The organism is Ignavibacteriales bacterium (assembly GCA_026390595.1).
Classification (GTDB): Bacteria; Bacteroidota; Ignavibacteria; order UBA10030; family UBA10030; genus UBA9647.
On record JAPLFQ010000030.1, the window covers coordinates 162948 to 183216 of the forward strand.

The window sequence follows — 20269 nt, forward strand, 5'->3', positions numbered from 1 at the left end:
GCGGTCGGATCTACGCAGCGCCATTTCGCGCAGCAAACCCGGCTCAATGTCAAGACTGAGAGGAAGGGAAGCGCCACGAGACGTCAGGAGACGCGCTTGAGCACCATCATTGTGATGTCGTCCGATTGCGGTTCCCCTGCCACGAACTTCTCGACATCGGCCACAACGCCGGCGAGGAACCCGGATGCCGTCTGGTTGCTGTGGCCCACCATCGCCTGGTGAAACCTCGTCTCTCCGTATTCTTCGAACGACTTGTTCATCGCCTCGGTGACGCCATCTGTGTAAAGAACCAGATAATCCGCAGGCTCGAGTTTGTGCACGACCTGCTCGAATGCTACTCCTTCGAACATTCCGACCGGCAGCCCCGTGGCGGGGAGCGAAGTAATCGATACCTGCTTCGAACGCAGAACAAATGGGAAACAATGACCTGCATTCACATACGTCACGGTTCCTTCGAGCGGGTCGAGGATCGCTATGAACATCGTGATGTAGCGATCAGCCTCGGTATTTCCGTAGATGACGTTGTTGAGCCTGCCGACGAGGCTCGCCAGGTTGCTTATTCCCTCGATATACGCATGGAGAGAGGCGTGCAACGTGGACACCAGCAGCGCCGCGGGTACTCCTTTGCCGGACACGTCAGCCATCACAACGACGTATTTGCCGTCTGCGAGAGGAATGAAGTCATAGTAATCCCCCCCCACGAGTTTTGAAGGGCGCGCAACTGCGTCAATTTGATAGCCGGCGATCGCAGGAAGCTCCTTCGGCAGCAACCTTCGCTGGATGGTACCGGCGATCTCGAGTTCCTTCTCGATGCGCTGCTTCTCGACAATGTCTTTGTGCAACCGCGCTGTCTCGATAGCCAACGCCGCGTGGACAGAAAATGCGTCGAGAAACGTCTCGTCCTCCTTTGTAAACGCTCCCGCATTTTTGTTCAGGATCTGGAAAACACCGATGATTTTCTTCTTGCGGTCCCTCATCGGCATGCAGAGCATGGTCTTCGTCTGGAATCCCGTTCGCAGATCGAAGCCGGAGAAAAACCGTTTGTCCTTCCACGCGTCCTTCAGGTTGATCGTCTTACCCGTTTTCGCCACATGGCCGGCGATGCCGGTGCCGATCGGCAGCCTGATCTCGACAAGGTTCTTCCCCTTGAGCACTTTTGACCAGAGCTCTTTGCGATCCGGATCGATGAGATAGATCGTGCCGCGCGCTGCCCGGAGGTTCTTCGTCGCAAGATCGAGTATCAATGAAAGGAGCTTGTCCAGGTCAAGCGTGGAGTTCAGGATTTTCGAGGCATGAATGAGCGCCTCGAGACGCCTGATCTCGCCATGCTTGTTCGATCGTGTGGACCCTTGTGTGGACATTGTCAAAAGGAAGTGACTGATAAGGGGAGGCCGCACCGGCGGCAGTATGATAATCTGAATCTTACTTATAGTCAAACCTGAGACGAGCCGGGAGAGTTCCACTCCGTGGTGAAATGAGCACCCGCGATCATGGAAGTACCATTACTTCAAGAGGGTCATTTTTCGAGAGAAGGAGCGATCCGCGGTCCGCAATCGGTACATGTAGGTTCCCGAGGGGACCGGCGAGCCGTTGTCGTCGAGGCCGTTCCAGACTTCGGAGTGCCGGCCGGGGTTCATGCGCCGATCGCCAAGGAGCGTGCGCACGCGAATTCCCATGAGATCATAGATCTCGAGAGTTACCGATGAGGTCGCTGGCACATCAAACTGAATCGTCGTCCTGGGGTTGAAGGGATTGGGATAATTCTGGCTGAGAACGTACTGATTCGGCGTGGCTCCGTCCTCCCTCTCAACTGCCGTGACTGTGAACGCCCAGCTCGTCGTGGTCTGCAAACCGCCCGGATCCGACACAACGCATACAACCGTATGGGGATCGCCGTACTTGCCGCCAAAGGTCGTTGTGTACAGACTGTCTTTCCCCGACTGAACGATGTTCCCATCCCGCTTCCATGCAAATGTCAACGTGTCGCCATCCGGGTCGGAGGCACGCACCTTGAATGTGATGGGCAGATTAAGCGCAACGACACTCACCACGGGAGTTCCGGAGATAATAACCGGGGCGCGATTCAACTTCTGCACGACGACCTTTCCGTTCACCGTCGCCGCGAGCGGTGAGCCTTCGTTGAATCTGAAGTCGGTGAAATTCAGTGCGCTCGTCCCGGCATTCTTCAACTGCGCCTTCAGCACGAGAAGTGTCCCCGATCCAACGATCGGAGTGATGCCCGCGGAAGCAACACGCAACTGACCCGGAAACGTGGTATTCGTGACAGTTGTGAAGTTCGTCGACAGCGTTCCGGATCCGTCGACGCCGGTCACATTGACGATCGCCGTATCGTAGGTAAGCACAAACTGAAATGCCGTGACACCCAGGCCGGTGACCGATCCCACCGTGAGCGGGATGTTCATGGAAGCACCCGATTGCCCCCCGGTCGCAGGCAGACTCAACGATACCTGAGCGTTGGAAACAGATATCCCCGCCAGGAGAAGAAGTACTGCGGTTCGTGTTATGTGGGATGCTTTTTTCATAAACAGTTGTCTCAAGAGCAACGCTCCGGCTAGCGAACGAGCATCATTTTCTGAGTTGATACAAACGACCGAGCCACCATTCGGCAAATATAGATACCGGATGACACCAATTCCCCTGTATCACTCCGGCCATCCCAGGTCGTATTGAATGAGCCTGGCTCAAGCACGGCATCCACGAGCGTTCGGATTCTCTGTCCCTGCAGGTTGTAGATGACGATCTGTACGGGGCTCTTCTCCGGCACCCTGAACTTCACCGTCGTCCCCGGATTGAACGGGTTCGGATAGTTCTGCTCGAGTGCAAATGAAACCGGAACGGAGCTGACCTCCAGAGCGCTCAGAGTCTGAGTTCTTTCATTCAACCACCCGTTGCCTGCCAGCGTCACCCGTTCTGCGCCGCCCGCGAATTTCAGCGTAACAGTCGCAAGCTGGCGCGTTGATATGGGAGTCGTCCCGATTGCAACAATTCTGAGTTCGCGGTCAGTCGAGTTATGAATCATCTGCCAACCCTCGGGGAGTGTCGGGAGAACTCCATTAACCGGGCACGTTGTGAGATCACCCTGAATATTCCACTGGACGGCGAATATGTCGGCCTTCGAGGATGAAACGTTCAGCGAGATGTGAACTTCCGCAGGAGTCTTCGGGTCACGGGTCAAAGACCAGGCGAGCGTTGCCGTCGAGCTCTGCGCATCCGCAGAAGCCGGAGGCGCTATCCCGGGGGGAGCAGTCTGGATCGAGAACGTCGGGATGACGATCAATCCTGCCGCCGCTTGCAGAATCAACGACGCATCAAACGGGGTGATCGTACCGTCACGCGACGCATCGGCTGCGAAGAGAGCGCCAGGATCGGTCAGAACAATCAATCCAACGACATGGCGAAGGACAAGGGATGCATCGTTCGCCGTGATGAGCCCATCGCCGTCCACGTCTCCGCGCGACCGGTTGCGTGTCACGGTCACCAAGGCGCTTGTGCTGTCACTTTGGACCCCGTCACTAACCATCACTTTCACAAGATACGACTGGTTTGCCTGCTGCGAAGTCGCGGCCCATCGGAGGAGACCGGCATTGGTCAACGTCAGGCCGGGGGGACCGCTGACGAGTGTGAAGAGCACCGCATCCCCCTCGGGATCAGTTGCAGCGTAGGTGAATCGGAGCGTGTCACGCGTGTCGCGAATCGTCGTATCGCGCAAAACACTTGTGAAAACCGGTGGACGGTTCACGCGCCGCACGGTCACCGTGGCAGACGAAACGATAAGGAATTGTCCGTCGAATGCAGACACGACAATGGAATAGGATCCCGCCTGACCGAAGCTTGGGCGCCACTTGAAGAGCCCCGTGGCTCCATCGATCGAAGCGCCTGACGGCGAGCTGATGAGGCTGAATGCGATCGTCTCGCCAAGATCTTTCGGGTCGGCGCCGAATGTGAATTCGAGGCTTTGCCCTTCAGCGATCGTCGTATCAGCCAGAGATTTGACAAAGACAGGGGGCTTCGTGGGAACGCCAAGCGTCAATCGCTGCCCCTGAATCGTAACAGTGCCGAGAGAAAACGCAGCCCGTACCACGTACGTGGTATCACCCTGACCGGATGTGACCATTTCATTGCCGAAGTAACTCGAACCGCCTCCCTGCAGCGACCAGGGGTTGCTTGCGCCCCCAGCTTCGAGCCGATGAATGAGACGGAGATCCTGTGTGCGGACAGATTGGAGACCAGGATCGGGCGACTGGACTTCGAGGTCGTAACGCTGGTTCGAGGCAAATCCATTGGCCCCCGTGGTGACGACCCACGAGAAGGAAGGATAGTTGCCGATGCGGATCCCACTTCCCCCGTCCAACGGAAGCCCGGATGACCCGCCCGGATTCCCATCCTGCTGCTCCACATCGATCGTCGTTGCTATGATAGCGGGGTATGATGTCCCAAATACTATGGACAGTGGCCGATACGTCGAGGATGTCCCCACGGGGAATTCGTACCTCCCATTCGGATAGACAGTCGGACTGCCAGCTCCGCCTACAACGTTGTGTCTGACTCTCCCCTGCACATAGCTCAAAGACGGCTTAACAACCCCGGATCGATCAAATCCCTGACCGCCCGATGTCTGGGAAAGAACGAGCGCGTTGTCTGACGTCTGCAGGATACCTTTGACGAAGAACAGAACCGCACTCGGGCCAAACGCGAGGTTACCTCCCTGAAGCACAAAACCGGCCGGGTTGTTGAGGCGGAGGTTGATGGACGATGTTCCTCCCGTCAGCAGGAGCCCCGACGGCGGGACGGTGATACTCTGCTTCGCGGTGCCTGCGAGATCTATCAGAGATGCTCTGCCGGTTGAACTGAGGAACGCGCCGGCTCTCACGATCACGTTTCCGCTGATCTCGAACGTCCGCGATGCCAGCGACCCGGCGGGGCCAAGAGCCAATCCCCCCCCCTCAGAGTTGATCGTAACATCCCCAACCGAGCGATTCGCGTGCAGCACAAATACTGTTGGCTTGCTGTCCGCCGAAGAAAGGACGGACAAGCTCAGGATTCGGATTCCGTTGCCGGCCTGGAAGTCCCGGTCCGTGCTCGCGACGGTCGTGCCTGTGCGGTACACAAGATTGTATGACGAAACCGCAGGAGCCCCGGAACGGGTCCCCGTTGTATCGAAACTGCCACCGCCCATGAGGATGGTTCCGCCGTTGCCAACAGTTACTTCGTTCTGGCCTTTGACCAGCGCTCCAGCCTCGAGGAACAGGGTGTCGCGAATACTCATGCTGCGGCCAAGGATCACGCCCGCTGAACCTGCGGAAAGGCTGGGATTGTTGATTCTCAATCGCTGAACTATCGTGCCCTGGACCGGCACTTCGCTCGAAGTTGTGAGACTACCGTTCGCGGGATCGATGAGATAGGAGATATTGACACTGTTACCGAAAGCAGGTGCTGAGCTCAGGAGCGCCCCTGATTGCCGCCTGATAATCGTTGAGCCGTCTGCCATCTGAAGGGCTCCCTGATCAACGGTGAGGGCTCCCCTTGCCAGGTCGAGCGATCGGGAAACCACGAATGCCTGTGCGGGTGAGCTGCTTGAGACGCCAATGCTGTTGTTGATCTTCAGATTCGGAAACACAAGGCCGTTGCCGGGGGAGAATCGCTGCAACGCTCCTCCTTCAAAACGGACTTCTCCTGAGGTCGCGAGTATGGAACCTGAAGTCCTGTTGAATGAGCGGACACCCACATTGGAGCCAGTACCAAGCAACACAAGATGATTGGCTCCGAGGTTGATGTCCCCTGCCATCTGCGTCAGCATTTCGCTGATGGTAAATGTGCGCGGGGAACCGCTCGTGGAAACAAAACTGAGCGTCCCGGTTCCGCCCTCCGGATTGTAGGTCAGTTCCTCGATGCTGAAATCGGAGTTCGCGATGATGGTCGAAGATTGACTGACGATGACGAGTTTGCCGCCTGCCGTGCCGTTCGACGTGCCATCGGAAAGTATCGCTGCTGCGTTTCCTGTGCCATCAGATGACAGCGTGATGGCTGAGCCTGCCAACGTGAGGTCGTTGCCAGCAGATCCGAGGCGAACAACCGGTATCCCGGCAGACGCCGGTGTTCCGATATCGAGATTGCCGTTGATCCTGCCCGGGGCGGCCAATATGATGTTTGACAGAACACGGAGATTCGGCAGTGCGGTGCCGATCGAGTTGCCGATGGTCAAAGAGGAATTCGCTCTATTCATAACCAGGTATCCGCCGGCTGAGTTGTATCCGGCTGCACCTGAATTCTGCACGAAATTGCCCGATGTAGAGAGAGCCAAATTGAATATGTCAAAATTGAAGAGGCCGGAGCTAAACACCACACCAGCTTGCACTTCCAGGTTGCTGGCAAGCGTGAAGCTTGAACCATTGAGTGTCACAGCCCCGGCGATAATCTGCTCAGAGGCGAGCTTGCTTGACGAACTCGTCGACGAGCCCATACCGAGGACCAAAGAACTTCCGGGATTTGTCGTCAGGTTGCCAGCGAGGCCTTGGATGTTCTTGATGGTGCAGGAAGTGGAAGAGATGGTAGTATTCCCCAGGAGAGCAGGCTCCGCCGATGCCGTGCTTCCAGCAATCGTCACATTCGATCCTGACACGACGATCTGGTCTTGCACGTCTGAGGTGGTGAGAATTCCCCTCACGGTGTGGGTTGCGTTTGAGGCGCTCAAGAGTAGCGATGCGACTCCCGGACCCGATCCGAGCCGGACTGCAGCCGAGGGACCAATCGTCAGTGTGCCGTCAAAATTATAGTCTGCCGTTCCTGGAATCTGAACATAGTATCGTGTGCCGGTCGTGATGTCGCTGTCGCCGTCAAGGTTCGGGTCGGCATTCACGTTGACAAGCCAGTTGCGCACGCTCGGGGTCAGGTCCACTCCGGGCGCAATAGTCGAGTTAAGCGTTCCGGTATACTCGAGGTCGTAGGAAATGCCGAGAGAATTGAAAGCACCCCCCGACGCGATGATGCCCGGCGAGGCGACAACATTGCGCACCACACGGGCAGTGGCAGCCGACGGAGAAATGTCGCCGGATGTAATCTCGAACGCTCCTGACGTCATGTCAAGCAGCCGGGAAAAACGAATGGTCCCGCTCCCCCGCACCCTGTTGCCAGAACCAACATCAATACGGAGAGAAGTATAGAGGCCCGGCCCCGTCGAGTTGAGAACAGCCCCCGGGATTGATCTCCCCCCCTGAGCAGTTGCTGCGCCGCCAAATACCAATGATCCATTTTCGCCGGTCATGATCCCGGCGTTGTTGACGGTTGCATTGTCTCCGTTGATGATCAGGTCGCTAGACGAGAGATTCAGAGTTGTGCCAGAACTTACTGTAAGGAGATGCGACACGCGGGCCGACTGAACGAGCGAAACTGAGCTTCCTGGATTGTTGAAAATAATGTCGTAGACCTGGAACGATGATCCCGGGGCAAACGTGAGCGGACGCAGTCCCCCTATTTCGATTGTGGATCCGTTGTTCGCGTTGAATTCTCCGCCGCTCCTCGTGAAGTCCCCGGTGACTTTCAGGCTGCCGCCTGCACCTGAGCCGATGACGGAAGTTCCGCCGGTCTGAGCAAACCCTCCTGTTTGAAGCGTCGTTCCGTCCGCGAGCGTGAGGAGCCCATTGCTGAGTGACACAGACTGATTCACGAGCGAGTTGACCCCGATGTTGAGCGTCCCCCCTGTCACAAGAAGGTTGTCGATGTTGAAACCATTACTGAGAAGCTGTGTGGTTCCCCCGATGCCATCGCAGGTGAGGCTGCTGAATGTACCGCCATTGAATGTGGCAATGCCCAATCCATGGCTCATGAGAAGCGTGCCGATGGTTCCTGTGATCAACCCACCGCTCGTGTTGTGGTTCACAGTAAGCGGAGTAGTCGTTCCTCCGTTGCCATCATTCAGGAACGGCGGCCCGACAATCCGGGCGAGTGTAAGCGTGTTGGTTCCAAGCGCAATTCTCTTCCCCGATGTGTTCTCCAGAAGGAGACTGACAGTCGTGGGGCCATTGATGTTGATAACCCCGCCCGAGGCTCCCGTGTTCGAGAGTTTGCCCCGGATCTGCCCGGAGATGTTCATTGTTCCGGTCGAGACATTCAGCGCGTGGACAGTGAAGTTCCTGTTTCCTGAGATCGCACCCGGCGTGTTCGGCGCGGCGATGCCCTGGTCAAATGACAGTGTGCCGCCGCCATCGTTCTCGACGATGACCGAGAAATATGCGTCACCCGTTTGGGCGCCGATTGTGTTCGTTGCCAGCGTAACCGAAGAGCCGAAACGAATCGTCCCGCCCGACGCGTTGCGGGCAAGCGCTGTCCCCGAGCCCGTCCCAAATGTGAGGCTTGAGAGAGGCAACCCGGCCGCATTCCAGGCAGCACTCCATGTGACGGGAGCGTTGAACTGGAGGGTACCACTCCCCTGGTTCTCGATGGAAGAGAGAGAATAGTCGGCGAACACAGCCCCCCCTCCAACGACGAGCGAAACCGTGCCGTTGAACGTAGCAGAGCCTGTACCGGTGAGGAGAATGTCAGACACGGTCGCCGGAGCAGTCGATGAGCCTATACTTCCCAGAGAAATGGCGTTTTCAAAAACCGCCGAGCCGGAGGAAACAGTGATCGCCTTGTTCGGCACGAGGCCAACGATGCCACCGGTGGGGATGATAACCCCGGCAAATGACATCGGAGCCGTGAATGTCACTCCTGACCCCGCGGTCTTGTTGACAAGCAGAACCCCAGAGCCATAATTCCCGTAGCGCGACTCCGGACCGGCCGTGAATGTCCCGTCCCCAAAATAACTAAGGCTGAGGTTCGCCTGTTTCGCAGGCACCTTGTCTGTGAAGGTTGAAGTGCCGTAGAGGGCTATCGCGGAATTGTTCTTCAGGCGGACCAGCGAGCTATCGGAGAATCCAAGGTCGCCTGCTTTGAGGATGATGCCCGATGTCGGAGTGCCGCTCGTATGTTGTGCAGCGAGGTTGAGGTATTCAGTACCCGTGGCGGAGGTAATCCGAACGGTTCCACCGGGGATATTGACAATGAAGCTTGGGATGTAATCGTCTGCCGCGTGGTTGATCAACGCGCCGTTTGCCGCGAGAACAGACCCGGCGTCGACCTGAATTCTGATTTCGTTGTTCGTTCCGAGAGAGCGAAGTTCAATGGTCAATCCGGACGTCAGGCGGGGATACTTTGCCGAGCTGATATCGATGTCGGCATTGTCTGTAATAATAGAGGGCGACCCGTCCGTGTCAACACCATCGCCTGCGTAGATGCCCGCCAGGATGACCAGCGTGCCGTTGTTAGCGATAGTGCCCAGTGCTGCATGGATGGTGGATTTTGGACCTGTCCCGGCAGGAGAATTCGCGGGATTGGCGCCTGTATAGACGTCAGAGCCGTTTGCGGCGTCGACATATACGGTGGTCAGCTGGGCGAAGGAACGGCCGCCGGCGATCACGCACAGGAGAAAGAATACGATATGTCGGAAGGATGCTGTCATAAAGTTCGGTGACCCTTCCGAAAACTCTGCCGTCAGGCAGAGCCTGCGGAAAGACCAGATCCGGTCCTTCAAAAAACAGAAAAGGCAGTACCGGGCATCCGGGACTGCCTCTTCTGATACATCATACTGTGTTGCTACAGCTTTACTTCACCAGTGTCATTTTCTTCGATGCGTGGAAGTCATTGGCGTTGACGCGGTAGAGATACACGCCGGACGGCGCTACATTGCCGTTATCGTCGCGACCATCCCACATCATCGTATGACGTCCGGCACTGACTGTTTCACCGGCCAGAAGTGTGCGAACACGGACGCCCAGGACGTTGTAGACTTCCAGCGTCACAGGGGCTTCCTTCGGAAGATCATACCGAATGGTCGTCGATGGATTGAACGGGTTCGGGTAGTTCTGTCCGAGCGCAAACTCCTTCGGGATACCATCGGGATCAGTTGCAACATCCGTGATGGTGAAGCTCCACGTTGCGCTTGTCGAGTCGCCGAGGCCAGCTGCAGTCTTGTAGATGGCGACGACGTTCTTGGCAGCGCCGTGTGCATCGGTGAATCTGGTGCTGTACGTGCTGTCCGTGCCCGGGCCCTTCACAACGACGTTGTTGACTTTCCAGGTATACTGCAGCACTCCGCCATCGACATCTTTGCCGCGGGCGGTAAATGCTACGATGTTATTCTGGGAAGCAGTCGTCAACGTTGCAGGCGTCTTTGCAACAAACACCGGCTTGTGATTGACCGTGATCACAGCTTTTGCCGTATCTGTGAGTGAACCGTCACTGACTACTGCGGTAATCGCACTCAGCCTCGGCGATGCAGCGGTCGGCGTAAATGCGAAGACACCAGCAGACGTTATCGTCGCTCCGGCCGGTGCACTGACCAGGGTGTACGTGAGCGTCGTGTTGGCATCCGGATCGGTCGCTGTGTAGGTAAATGCCAACGCAACACCTTCCGTTGCAGTGGCGTCTGCCAGCTTGTTGACAAACGAAGGTTTCCGATTCGATGCAGTGACTGTGATGGGTACTGTAAGACTATCCATTCCACCCACAGGGTCAGCAACATAGAACATCACGTTGTAGACTCCGGGTGTGGTAGAGAGTGATGGATTCCAGCTGAAGGTCTTCGTTGTCGCGTTGAACGTCGCGCGTGCCGGCAGAGTCCCAGTCGTGTAGGTCAGGGCATCGCCTGCGTCCGCATCCGTTGCGAGAACGCTGAAGCTGAGTGTATCAACCTGTGCAACTGACTTCGCTGCAATGACAGTGAACTTCGGAACGTTATCCTGATCCACCGAGCCATTTGTGAATGTCACTGACAGATTTGATCCAACGCCATCGGATACCTGGGATTGGGCTGCATTGAAGCCAACCACAGACGAGCCGCCAGCATACGTGAACACCACGTCCATCAGCTTTCCGGTACCGATATTCAGGAAAGAAGTCCCAAACCACGCAAACGACAACACGCCATTGGAGGCGTTCGTGACAAAACCGCTGCCGGCGAAATTGGAGATTTGCTTGAACGTCAGCTTCGTTTGATCATAAGTGACTTTCAGCGAAATTGATCCAATGTTGTTCATTTGCACGACGCTTACCGGGACTGAAACATCCTTGCCTGGAACGCCGCGTACCGAACCCAACGTTAATCCAACCGGAGGAGCCGGAGTCTTCACGATTTTGCCGCTGACATACGTGATGGATACGTTATTGCCAACGGAATCGGTGACCTGGCTCGTTCCCTGGATCGTGAGATCCGTAGAGTCCTTTTTCAATGTGAACTTAAGATCAGTCAGCTTGCCGGAGTTGAGGCTGAATGGTGTTGTGCTGAACCATGACAGCGCCACGATACCTGCAGAGGGTGTTCCCGCGTTGAACGGGAGCGCCGGATTCGTCAGGCCGACAAACGTGACTTTTGACGTATCATATGCGATCCTGAGCGAAATAGACCCAAGACCTTTCAGGTTTGCACCGGTAACCGGGACAAAGATATCACCCGGATCACCGACAACCCTGGCCAAACTGATCGTTGATGGGAGTCCGGAGACCGACCCATTTGTATACGTTGCTGTAAGATTGGTACCGAGGGAATCCGTGATACTGCTCGGAGTCGTACTGGTGAACGTCAGCGCACTCGTCCCGCTCTTATATGTAAAGAGGAGGTTGAGAAGCGTGCCGCTACCAATATTCAGAGCAGGGCTGACGTTGAACCAGGAGATGCTCACAGTGCCGTTGGTATTAGCCGTTGCGGCCGGTGTTCCGTTGAAAATACCAAAGGTGGGCTGATTCGCAGTCCCGGTGTATGTCAGAACGTTCTTGTCGAAGCTAATTGTCAAGCTAAAGGAGCCAACGTGGTTGAACCCCGTCACCTGAACAGGTAGCGCAAGCGCAGTCCCGTTAGCGGCCGTCTGAGTAGGTAAGCTCAATGTAACCTGACCCATCGCCAATCCCACGAATACCAACAGTAACAATCCTACTGTCGTAAGTTTTCGCATGATTGAACTTCCCCTATAATGAGAAAATCATTGCTCAAGAACATCCCAGCTCCAGCCGAGGCTGGAGCCGGGACGCTTGGTTTACTTACTTCAGAAGGACCATTCGACGGACCTCTTTGAAGGTCTGCTTTCCAGCATCAACAGTGATGTGGTAGAGATACACACCGCTGGACATCTTGGAAGCATCCCAGCGAATCTTGTATGAACCGGCATTCTGTTGATCATTCACCAGCTTGTCAACAACCTGACCGAGCATGTTGTAGACCACCAATGTTACGTGGCCGGCAACCGGCAGGTCGTACTGGATCGTGGTGGAAGGATTGAACGGGTTCGGATAGTTCTGGCCGATTGCGAATGCAGTCGGGATCGAACCATCAACCGCAGGAACTTCCAGACCAATACCGCTGAGCACTGTGCCCTTGGCATCGGTGACCTGGCTGTTCGGATCAAGCGTCAAGCTGAAATCTTTAATGCTGGCTGTCGGCTTGAAGCGGAGTGTTACGACCGCGTCGTTATCCTTCAGGTTCATTGCATTTTCTGCGTTGAACCATGCAACGGCGACCATACCATTGTTCGCTGCGCTGACCATACCCTCTGGACCACGGACACCAACGAAGGTGGCGGATTCAACCGGGTATTGGAACGCAAGCGACATGGAGCCGAAGCTCGCTGCAGCTTTCACTCGAACTGGAACTTCGAACGCATCTGAGCTATTGACACGCAGAGCTTTGCCTGCTTCAGCAACAACCGATGCTTGACCATCGACCTTTGCGAAGTATGCGCCACCTGCCTGTGCATCACTGTTGACATCGCCAACCGCGATTGCAACCACGTTGTTGACGAAGTCAGCGTTTGTCAGAGTCTTGCTGGTTACTGTCGGCACGAAGATCCAGTCGCCCTTGGCGAAGGATGTTACGGAACCGACGTAGCGCAACATGATCTGCAACGCATCAGCGGAGTTGACATTGCCGTCGTTGTTCACGTCGGCAGCCAACAGATTGTTTGCACCGAGCGGATACGTCGTGGCATCGACTGAGTACAACGCGGCCTTCAAAGCATCAGCAGCGTTCGTGTACACTGTCGGATGTCCACCGGTCTTCGCGAAGCTGAATGTATAGGTACCAGAGTTCAGCTTGTTAGGATCGGTTGTATAGGCACCGTTGGTGTTCGTCGTAACGACCTGAGGCGCGATGCCACCAGTAATCGTCACTGAAACGCCATTAACCGGTACCGTACCGCCGTTGTATGTCACAGAACCGGTGACGTTGACCTGCAGAACCTGCACTAGGATCTGTGCGGATACTGTGTCGGCGCCGCCCTGGTTGTCTGTAACACGGGTCTTGATCACGTAGATAGCTGTTTGCTGTGAAGCTGCTACCCAGAAGAACGAACCAGCGACAGAATCGACCTTTGCGCCACCCGGGTATTGAATTCCATAGTACCGGAGGGCGTCGCCGTTGGAATCAGCCGCTGCATAGGTGAACCGCAGGGTGTCACCAACGTTGAGGGTCCCGTCTGACATCTTTGCTGTGAACTTCGGTGCAGCGTTCTTGTAGTTGCGAGTAAGAAGTGTCGTTGCATCTTTTGACAGTGTACCATTGCTTGCTCTCACCGTAATCGTGTCCACATACGTCCCGGGAGCTGCAAATGGGACATAATAGTTCAGCACGCCGGCAGCAATCGTCGCAGCTGCAGGGGCTTTCACGATCGAGTATGTGAGGGACAAACCATCAGAGTCAGCAGCTGCATACGCAAAGTTGTACGCCTTGCCCATGTCAGCAGTGACAGTGGCTGGCGGAACGTTTGCAGTCGCATAGTAAGGAACGCGCTTTGCCTTCACAACGATAACCTTGAAGGAGCGTACAACGTCCGCGATGCCGTCATTCACTTTCACAGAGAATGTGAAACCAGCGGATGATGTATCAGTGACTGCCGGTGTCCAGCTGAAGGCACCAGTCAATGAATCGACTGCTGCTGCAACTGACGGAACCGGAGAGGCACTGACGAACCAGTATTTCAGTTTCGTTGACTTGGAAGGACCAACACGATCGGTATCAGATGATGCACCGACGAGTGTCAGAGCCAGCGATTGCCGTGCGGCAATTGATGTATCCCTGATTGCAGCCAGCGTCGGCGCTACAGGCACATTTGCAACCACGAGTGTGTCCGATTTGTCCGTGAAGCTGGACGTGCTGCTCGAACTTGTTCCACGAATCGTGATGTACTTTGTGCCAGCATCGAATTGACCAGCCTTCCACTTAAAGACACCAGTCGTCGTATTGAACGTATAGCCGGTGATGTTCGTCGACTGGACGCTCAACGTTGCAGACTGGCCGATATCGGGATCCGTCGCAGTGTAGGTGTACTGCAGCGTGTCACCTTCGTTCATGTTGTTCTTGGTTGCGGTGACCGTAACGCCATTGACGACCTTGGTGATCGCCACTGCGGGCGGCTTGTCCATCTGACTATAAGTGAATCTGGATCCTTGTCCGGTGATACCACCCGTTGCATCGACAACTTTCACAACCGGCCAGTTCGACGCGATCGTTGAGTTATCATAGGTGTTATCTGCACCCTGGAGGACCCACTGGTTGTTCACGCTGCCAGAGTCACGTCGTACGAACCGGATGTTCTGAATTCCATCCGAAGCGTAGTCTGAGTAACCCTGAGCCTGCGCCTCGAGATCATACTTGTATGAAGGCGCAAGAGCGATGTCTGTCTTGGCGTACCAGTAGAACGGCGGGTAGTTCGTGATCAGCTTTGTTCCCGACGTAAGCGGGATACCGTTCGTCCCATCTGGTGTCACATCAAAGTGAGCGACTGTCAGATTGATCGAACTTGCCGGCGTGTTCTTGAAGTAGAAGCTCATCGGGCGATAGTATGGTGCAGTTGCCGATGAACCCACCGGGAAGTCGACCTTACTGATATCAATCGATTGTGTTGATGTATTGTCAATGAACTTCGTGACGCTGCCTACAACGTGACTAGCGTCGCCAGTCGCAACACCCGAGCGGTCAAAGCCCTGGGTCGGCTGTCCGCCAGACCTGGATTGCTTCAACGTTACAACCTTGCTCCCTGTGACCAACAGCCCCTTCACAAAGTAAAGGGTTGCCGAATTGGTCGCGAAATCAAGGTTCCCACCAGACAGCGTGAGGGTGTTCGAGGAGGCAGTCTTACTCAACGCGACCTGGATAGCGGAAGGCACTGACCAAGCAGCATTCAGATTAAGGGCAGTATTAACACCAGCGAACGTCAACTTCTTAGCTGCGCCGGTATTCGTGAAGAATCCGTTATTTTCGGTCTGCGTGACGTCCCCTTGGACTGTCACTGCGTTTCCGTTCATGTTGAAGTTACCGCCATCAAAGGTCACAGTGCCGCCGATCGTCAGGATCTTGTCGAGTACGACTGTACCTGAAGCAAAGGTCAGATTACCAGTCGCTGACGCATAGGCAGTGCTGCCCGAATTGAGGGCTCCCAACTCACGGATCGTGGTTGCCGTGGCACCGTCATACTTGATATTGACGCCAGTGCCGAGGACCAAAGCCGTGGAGTTGATAACTGTTGTACCATTCTGTCCGAGAGCAATCGTGCTGTTGTTGCCCATCGTGATGTTGTTCGTGGAGGTGTTGTTCAGAACGCCATATAATGTCAACGTTCCGCTAACAGACACCGCCTTCGGCAAAGTCACGGTAGGCGTGGTGGTTCCGCTCTTTCCAACAGAGAAGTTCGTCACTGACGACTTCAACTCATAGAAATTTGCGGCTGTTGCAATGCCGACGCCCTGATAGCTAACACTCACGGCACCAGCGAATGTCGGCGCCGCGGACAGCGTAGCACCGTCAGCATCGCGCTGTACAGTGCAACCATCACCCAGCGTCAATTTGCCAGCAGAGTTTGTCAACGTACCAGAATTCAGCCAGAGCTTCTTGTTCACGGTAAACGCAGTGGATGCCGAGAGGTTGCTGTTCGTTGCGAGCTTAAGATTGTCAACCGCGAAGCCAGTTCCAAGCGTCTCTACTCCGCTGCCACCCCAGATCAGGTAACCAGCACCCATTGTCCACGCGCCAGCGGTATACGTAAACGTCGCAGTGCCCGATGTCGCAAGGGTGTTGTCACCGATCGCGATCGTCCCCGCCGTTTGTGTCAAGGCTGTCGCGACGGTAAGGGTACGAACGTTCGCGGATCCGGTCTTGTCGGATGCCAGAGTGAACGTCCCTGACGTATTGACCTCGAGCTTCTGTATAGTCGGGCTCGAAGACAGCGTCAGCGTGGGGGCCGAACCCTTGAAGATCAGCGACACAGTTGTGAAGGTGGTAGCTGTGGCCGGCTTGTAGGTGTAAGTATTGCCAGAGATTGTAAGATCGCCTGCGCTCAATGTCAAATTACCAGAGGTGTGCGTAAGAGTACCTGTGACCTCCATTGAGTTGGCGATCGTCGCTGTGCTACTTGAGCCCGGTGCTAACTCGAGATTTGCAATCGAGAATGTAGTGCCGGGTATCAGGGTACTTGCGGCTCCCATTACCAGTGAGCCCGTGCCCGTGACAGTACTAAGGGTGCCGTTTCTGGTGAAACCACCCTTCTCCGTGAGCTTGTTTGCACCAAGAGCCAGAGTAGCGTCAGTGAGGGTCACCAAGCCGTTGGCAGTAATATTGCTGCCAAGCGTGAACGTGCCCTTGCTAAGCGTTACGGTGCTAGTGACCGTGCCACCCGTATAGGTCAACGTTCCATTCGTAAGCGTGATAGCGCCCGTATGGCTCGATGAGTTGCTGCCATTAATCGTGACAGTCACGGCTGGCGTTACTGTTGTGTTACCAACGTTAATGTTCCCAGTCAGAGCGGCATCTGTCGCGTTCATGGAAATTGTTGCTTGCGCGCCACTCTTGACGGATGGACCTGAAAACGATCCGATCGCTCCGCCATTCGCCAGGTTCTGAACGTTGATATCACCATTGATTGCCTTGAGGTTGGTTGACGAGAACGTGTAGCCGTCGCTGGCAGGTTCGAAAGAGATCCCTGCAAACGTTGCGGCATCCGACGATCCAGTCGAGCCGTTGATCGCGCAACTATTGCCCTGCTCCACAACGTACTGCCCATTGGCCGTAAGATGGAACAAGCCGACAGTTCCGGCGATTGCGTGAGTCTTGTTGCTGCCCGTCAAGTAGAAAATCTTCGTGTTATCATTCAGGCCCAACGATGCGCCTGAAGATACCGTCAGAGTTCCTTTGAGGGTGACGTCCTGGGCCGGCAGGAGGACCTGGTTGACTTTGTTGCTGCCTGGTGCGCTTAAGGTCAGATCACCATTGATGGTGATCCCGCTGGCGCTGGCAATTTCCAACCGAGTCTCGTTCGGAGTTGTCGTCGAAGTCTGAGTCGTTGAGAACGTCAGGTTGTTGACGTACGCGAGACTCAGCTCTGCTCCTGTCGAACCGGCAGTATTCAGAGTGTTCGTTGTCGTCAACGAGCCTGTATACTGCAAATCATAGTTTTGAGGAGAGTTAGTATTCCACGGCGTGCCGGCGGTATAATAAACGCCCTTGTCACTACCGGAGCCCGTGGTAATATCACGAATGACCTTCGCAGAGGTTCCTGTTGGGCCAAACGAGCCTGCCATAATCTTGATATTGCCTGAAGTGAGCGTCAGAATTCCATTAAACTTCGCATCATCAGTGCCGGTGGCATTAGCCTGGACATCAGTGCCATTGCCAACATCAACTGTTATATACGAGTAGACGCCCGTGCCCCGGAATGTTTGACCAGTAACTGGGGCCGTTCCGCCATTGGAGACGGTCGTTGCACCACCAAAGATAACACCACCACCGCCGCTCGCAGTATATGAGCCGCTATTGACCATGCCTGCGTTGTTTGACTTGAGGATGATGTTCAAGGTGCCTAGTGCAACATTCGTATTGGCGTTGATCGTCACATTACCTTGGGCGCGAATTGACTGACCCAGAGTAACTGTGCCGGAAGTGTTCGTGAAGGTAAGGATACCAACTGTGAACAGTGTTCCGCCATTGACCGACTGAGAAGAAGAGCCAGTGAAGGAAATCGTGGAAGTTGCTGCCGCCGTAAAGGTTCCAACCGTCCGGTTGAAATCACCCTTTACATCCAAGGTTCCGTTCAATGTGACAGTGCTGCTGCTGTTCGTCTGCGAGAAACCGCCAGTCGTAAGCGTCTGACCGGCGTTGATGGTCAATCCGCATGTCGAAGAGCCACTCAGCGTTGTCGAGCCAGAGGTGACCACTAGATTAGTACCGGATGCAACAGTGAACGTACCGGCCGTAATCGTCAAGCTGTTCATCGACGCAATACCGTTGGCCGTCGTGCTACCCGCGATGGTAAGGGTCGGGATCGACGTGGCATTCAGAGTCGTACCAGCTTTGGACACGGCGACCGTCCCGTTTCCTGTAATAGTGCCCAACGATTGTGTGCCAGATGTCGCCGTTAGCGTCAGCGTGTTTGATCCAAGTGCGATCGTTCCGCTGTTAGAAACGGCGCCACCAACTGTCGTGTTTCCTGTCATGTTAACAGTCGCGCTACTTACGTTTGTAAGCGAGCTACGCAACGTGCCACCCGCGACATTCACCGTGCCCGCAGCGGCGTTGTTGTTAACATTAAGATTGACTGTGCCACCATAAACGGCAGTAGCGGTAGCTGTCACAGTACCCAGAGTAAGAGTACCACCATTGTTGTAAGCTGTCACCACGACTGTGGCAACGGTATCATAAGAAACAAGCCCAATGGAACTAAATGATATCGTTCCAGAGGAGGAATTCTCGATCATCCGCTGATATGTGATTTGAGGATAGACAACGCTGTTCAACGTCGTCAAGGATCCCCAGCTGCTGGTCCATGTCGCACCAGCATTCACATAGATCTTGCCCGCGGCAGAGTTCACGATAGTACCGATATCGTCACCATCAACACCGGCTGACGCCAGTTTCTGGTTCAGAGCACCATTGAATGTGAGAGTACCCGTACCGGCATTCACTATGTCGCTAGCTCCCAACGTCACGGTGCCGCTAAAAGTCGCACCGTAATTAGTGGTTACCGAAACACCACCGGCCGCAGTGATAGCATAGGGCATGGTCACTGTTCCAGAGGTTTTGCTAAACGTCAAAGTACCTGAGCCATACGAACCGTAATTGGCTTCGGGTCCAGCAGTTACATCGCCGTCACCGTTGTACACTAACGTGAGGTTTGTGCCCTTCTTCGGGGCAGCGTTTGACAAGCTTGAGGTTCCATACATCGTAAGTGTCTTGCCGCTGGCCAAAACAAAATAATTCGAATTGCCGATATTCATCGTCGAATTGTTCGTGCTGTTGCCGAGCTGCATGTTTTGCGAAAGAGTCAAGGACTCACTGCTTGATACAGTGGTAATATTGAGCGTGCCTCCTGAGACTTCATAAATGAATCCGCTAGCGCCTGTCACCGAGACCACGCCATTGGAATTAAGAGTGGCGAGCTGGATTGTCAACGTGCTGCCAGCAACCATACCAGGATAAGACGTCTGTGTCTTGATATCGACGCTTTCTGAATATGTGCCCGCATACAGGACAATCGTGCCACCGTTCGCAACGGCTTTCAAGCCTCCATCAATCGTTGCTTTGGGACCGGTGCCTGCCGGCGAGTTGGTTTGATTGGCTCCAGTGTAGGTGTCGGAGCCGTTCGTCACATCGACATACACCGTCGACAACTGCTGAGCGAACACGCTTACCGAGGCCAGCACAAGCAACACAACAACCATCGCGCCAAGCTTAAAAAGGTTCTTTGTGTTCATTGTTCCTCCGATTAGAGATTAATTAGATTTACAGCGACAACAAAAACTTCTGAAACCACATCTTTGCTTATTTACTCGTTTACTTTTTACCCAACTACTTTCTCTTACCCACTTTGTCCTCATGCCGGGGAGTCACGAAGACAATTTCCTCATTCACTCGTCTCATCTGCACTTTGCAGACGTGCCGAGGAAAACCATGACTAGTTTACGAAGTGTTGATAGCAGCACGCTGCATTGATCACGCTCCTTTGATAGTTTAGAGTGCGAGTGAATTGTTCAAAGTGGGGAACAACAAGTATCTGTATACAGTGCGAATGTGTATCAAAGTGTCTATTGAGATTCTGTTAGATGAAAAGTGAATGGTTAATTGGTGATTTCCCTATTCCACACATCATGTACAGACCAGAGCCGCGACTGTACAGAAGGATGACGCGATGCATTAACGTGGCGTCAATATAGATACATTCTGAATTGTTGTCAAGTG

The 20269-nt window shown here is 54.8% G+C and carries 5 protein-coding genes; all 5 read right to left on the reverse strand.

The window, feature by feature from the left end:
* Window positions 1-83 precede the first annotated feature (83 nt).
* The 5 genes from NTU47_16715 to NTU47_16735 all read right to left on the reverse strand — a co-directional run bounded on the left by NTU47_16715 (window position 84) and on the right by NTU47_16735 (window position 19785).
* A complete protein-coding gene (locus NTU47_16715; protein ID MCX6135449.1) occupies window positions 84-1361 on the reverse strand; it encodes a PP2C family protein-serine/threonine phosphatase in 1278 nt (425 codons plus the stop codon).
* A 141-nt stretch (window positions 1362-1502) separates the two neighbouring features.
* Window positions 1503-2543 (reverse strand): cohesin domain-containing protein, encoded by a 1041-nt coding sequence (locus NTU47_16720; GenBank protein ID MCX6135450.1) that lies wholly within the window; start codon window positions 2541-2543, stop codon window positions 1503-1505.
* A 29-nt stretch (window positions 2544-2572) separates the two neighbouring features.
* A complete protein-coding gene (locus NTU47_16725) occupies window positions 2573-9517 on the reverse strand; it encodes a T9SS type A sorting domain-containing protein (protein MCX6135451.1) in 6945 nt (2314 codons plus the stop codon).
* A 142-nt stretch (window positions 9518-9659) separates the two neighbouring features.
* Window positions 9660-12005, reverse strand: a complete 2346-nt coding sequence (locus tag NTU47_16730) for a T9SS type A sorting domain-containing protein (GenBank protein ID MCX6135452.1) — start codon at window positions 12003-12005, stop codon at window positions 9660-9662.
* A gap of 85 nt (window positions 12006-12090) precedes the next feature.
* Window positions 12091-19785, reverse strand: coding sequence for a T9SS type A sorting domain-containing protein (locus tag NTU47_16735; GenBank protein MCX6135453.1), 7695 nt, complete (start codon window positions 19783-19785; stop codon window positions 12091-12093).
* Window positions 19786-20269: the final 484 nt, after the last annotated feature.

Excerpts from the sequence above, each read along its gene's own strand:
- NTU47_16715 (MCX6135449.1), bottom strand. The coding sequence starts at position 1,361 with ATGTCCACACAAGGGTCCACACGATCGAACAAGCATGGCGAGATCAGG.
- NTU47_16720 (MCX6135450.1), bottom strand. The coding sequence starts at position 2,543 with ATGAAAAAAGCATCCCACATAACACGAACCGCAGTACTTCTTCTCCTG.
- NTU47_16725 (MCX6135451.1), bottom strand. The coding sequence starts at position 9,517 with ATGACAGCATCCTTCCGACATATCGTATTCTTTCTCCTGTGCGTGATC.
- NTU47_16730 (MCX6135452.1), bottom strand. The coding sequence starts at position 12,005 with ATGCGAAAACTTACGACAGTAGGATTGTTACTGTTGGTATTCGTGGGA.
- NTU47_16735 (MCX6135453.1), bottom strand. The coding sequence starts at position 19,785 with ATGAACACAAAGAACCTTTTTAAGCTTGGCGCGATGGTTGTTGTGTTG.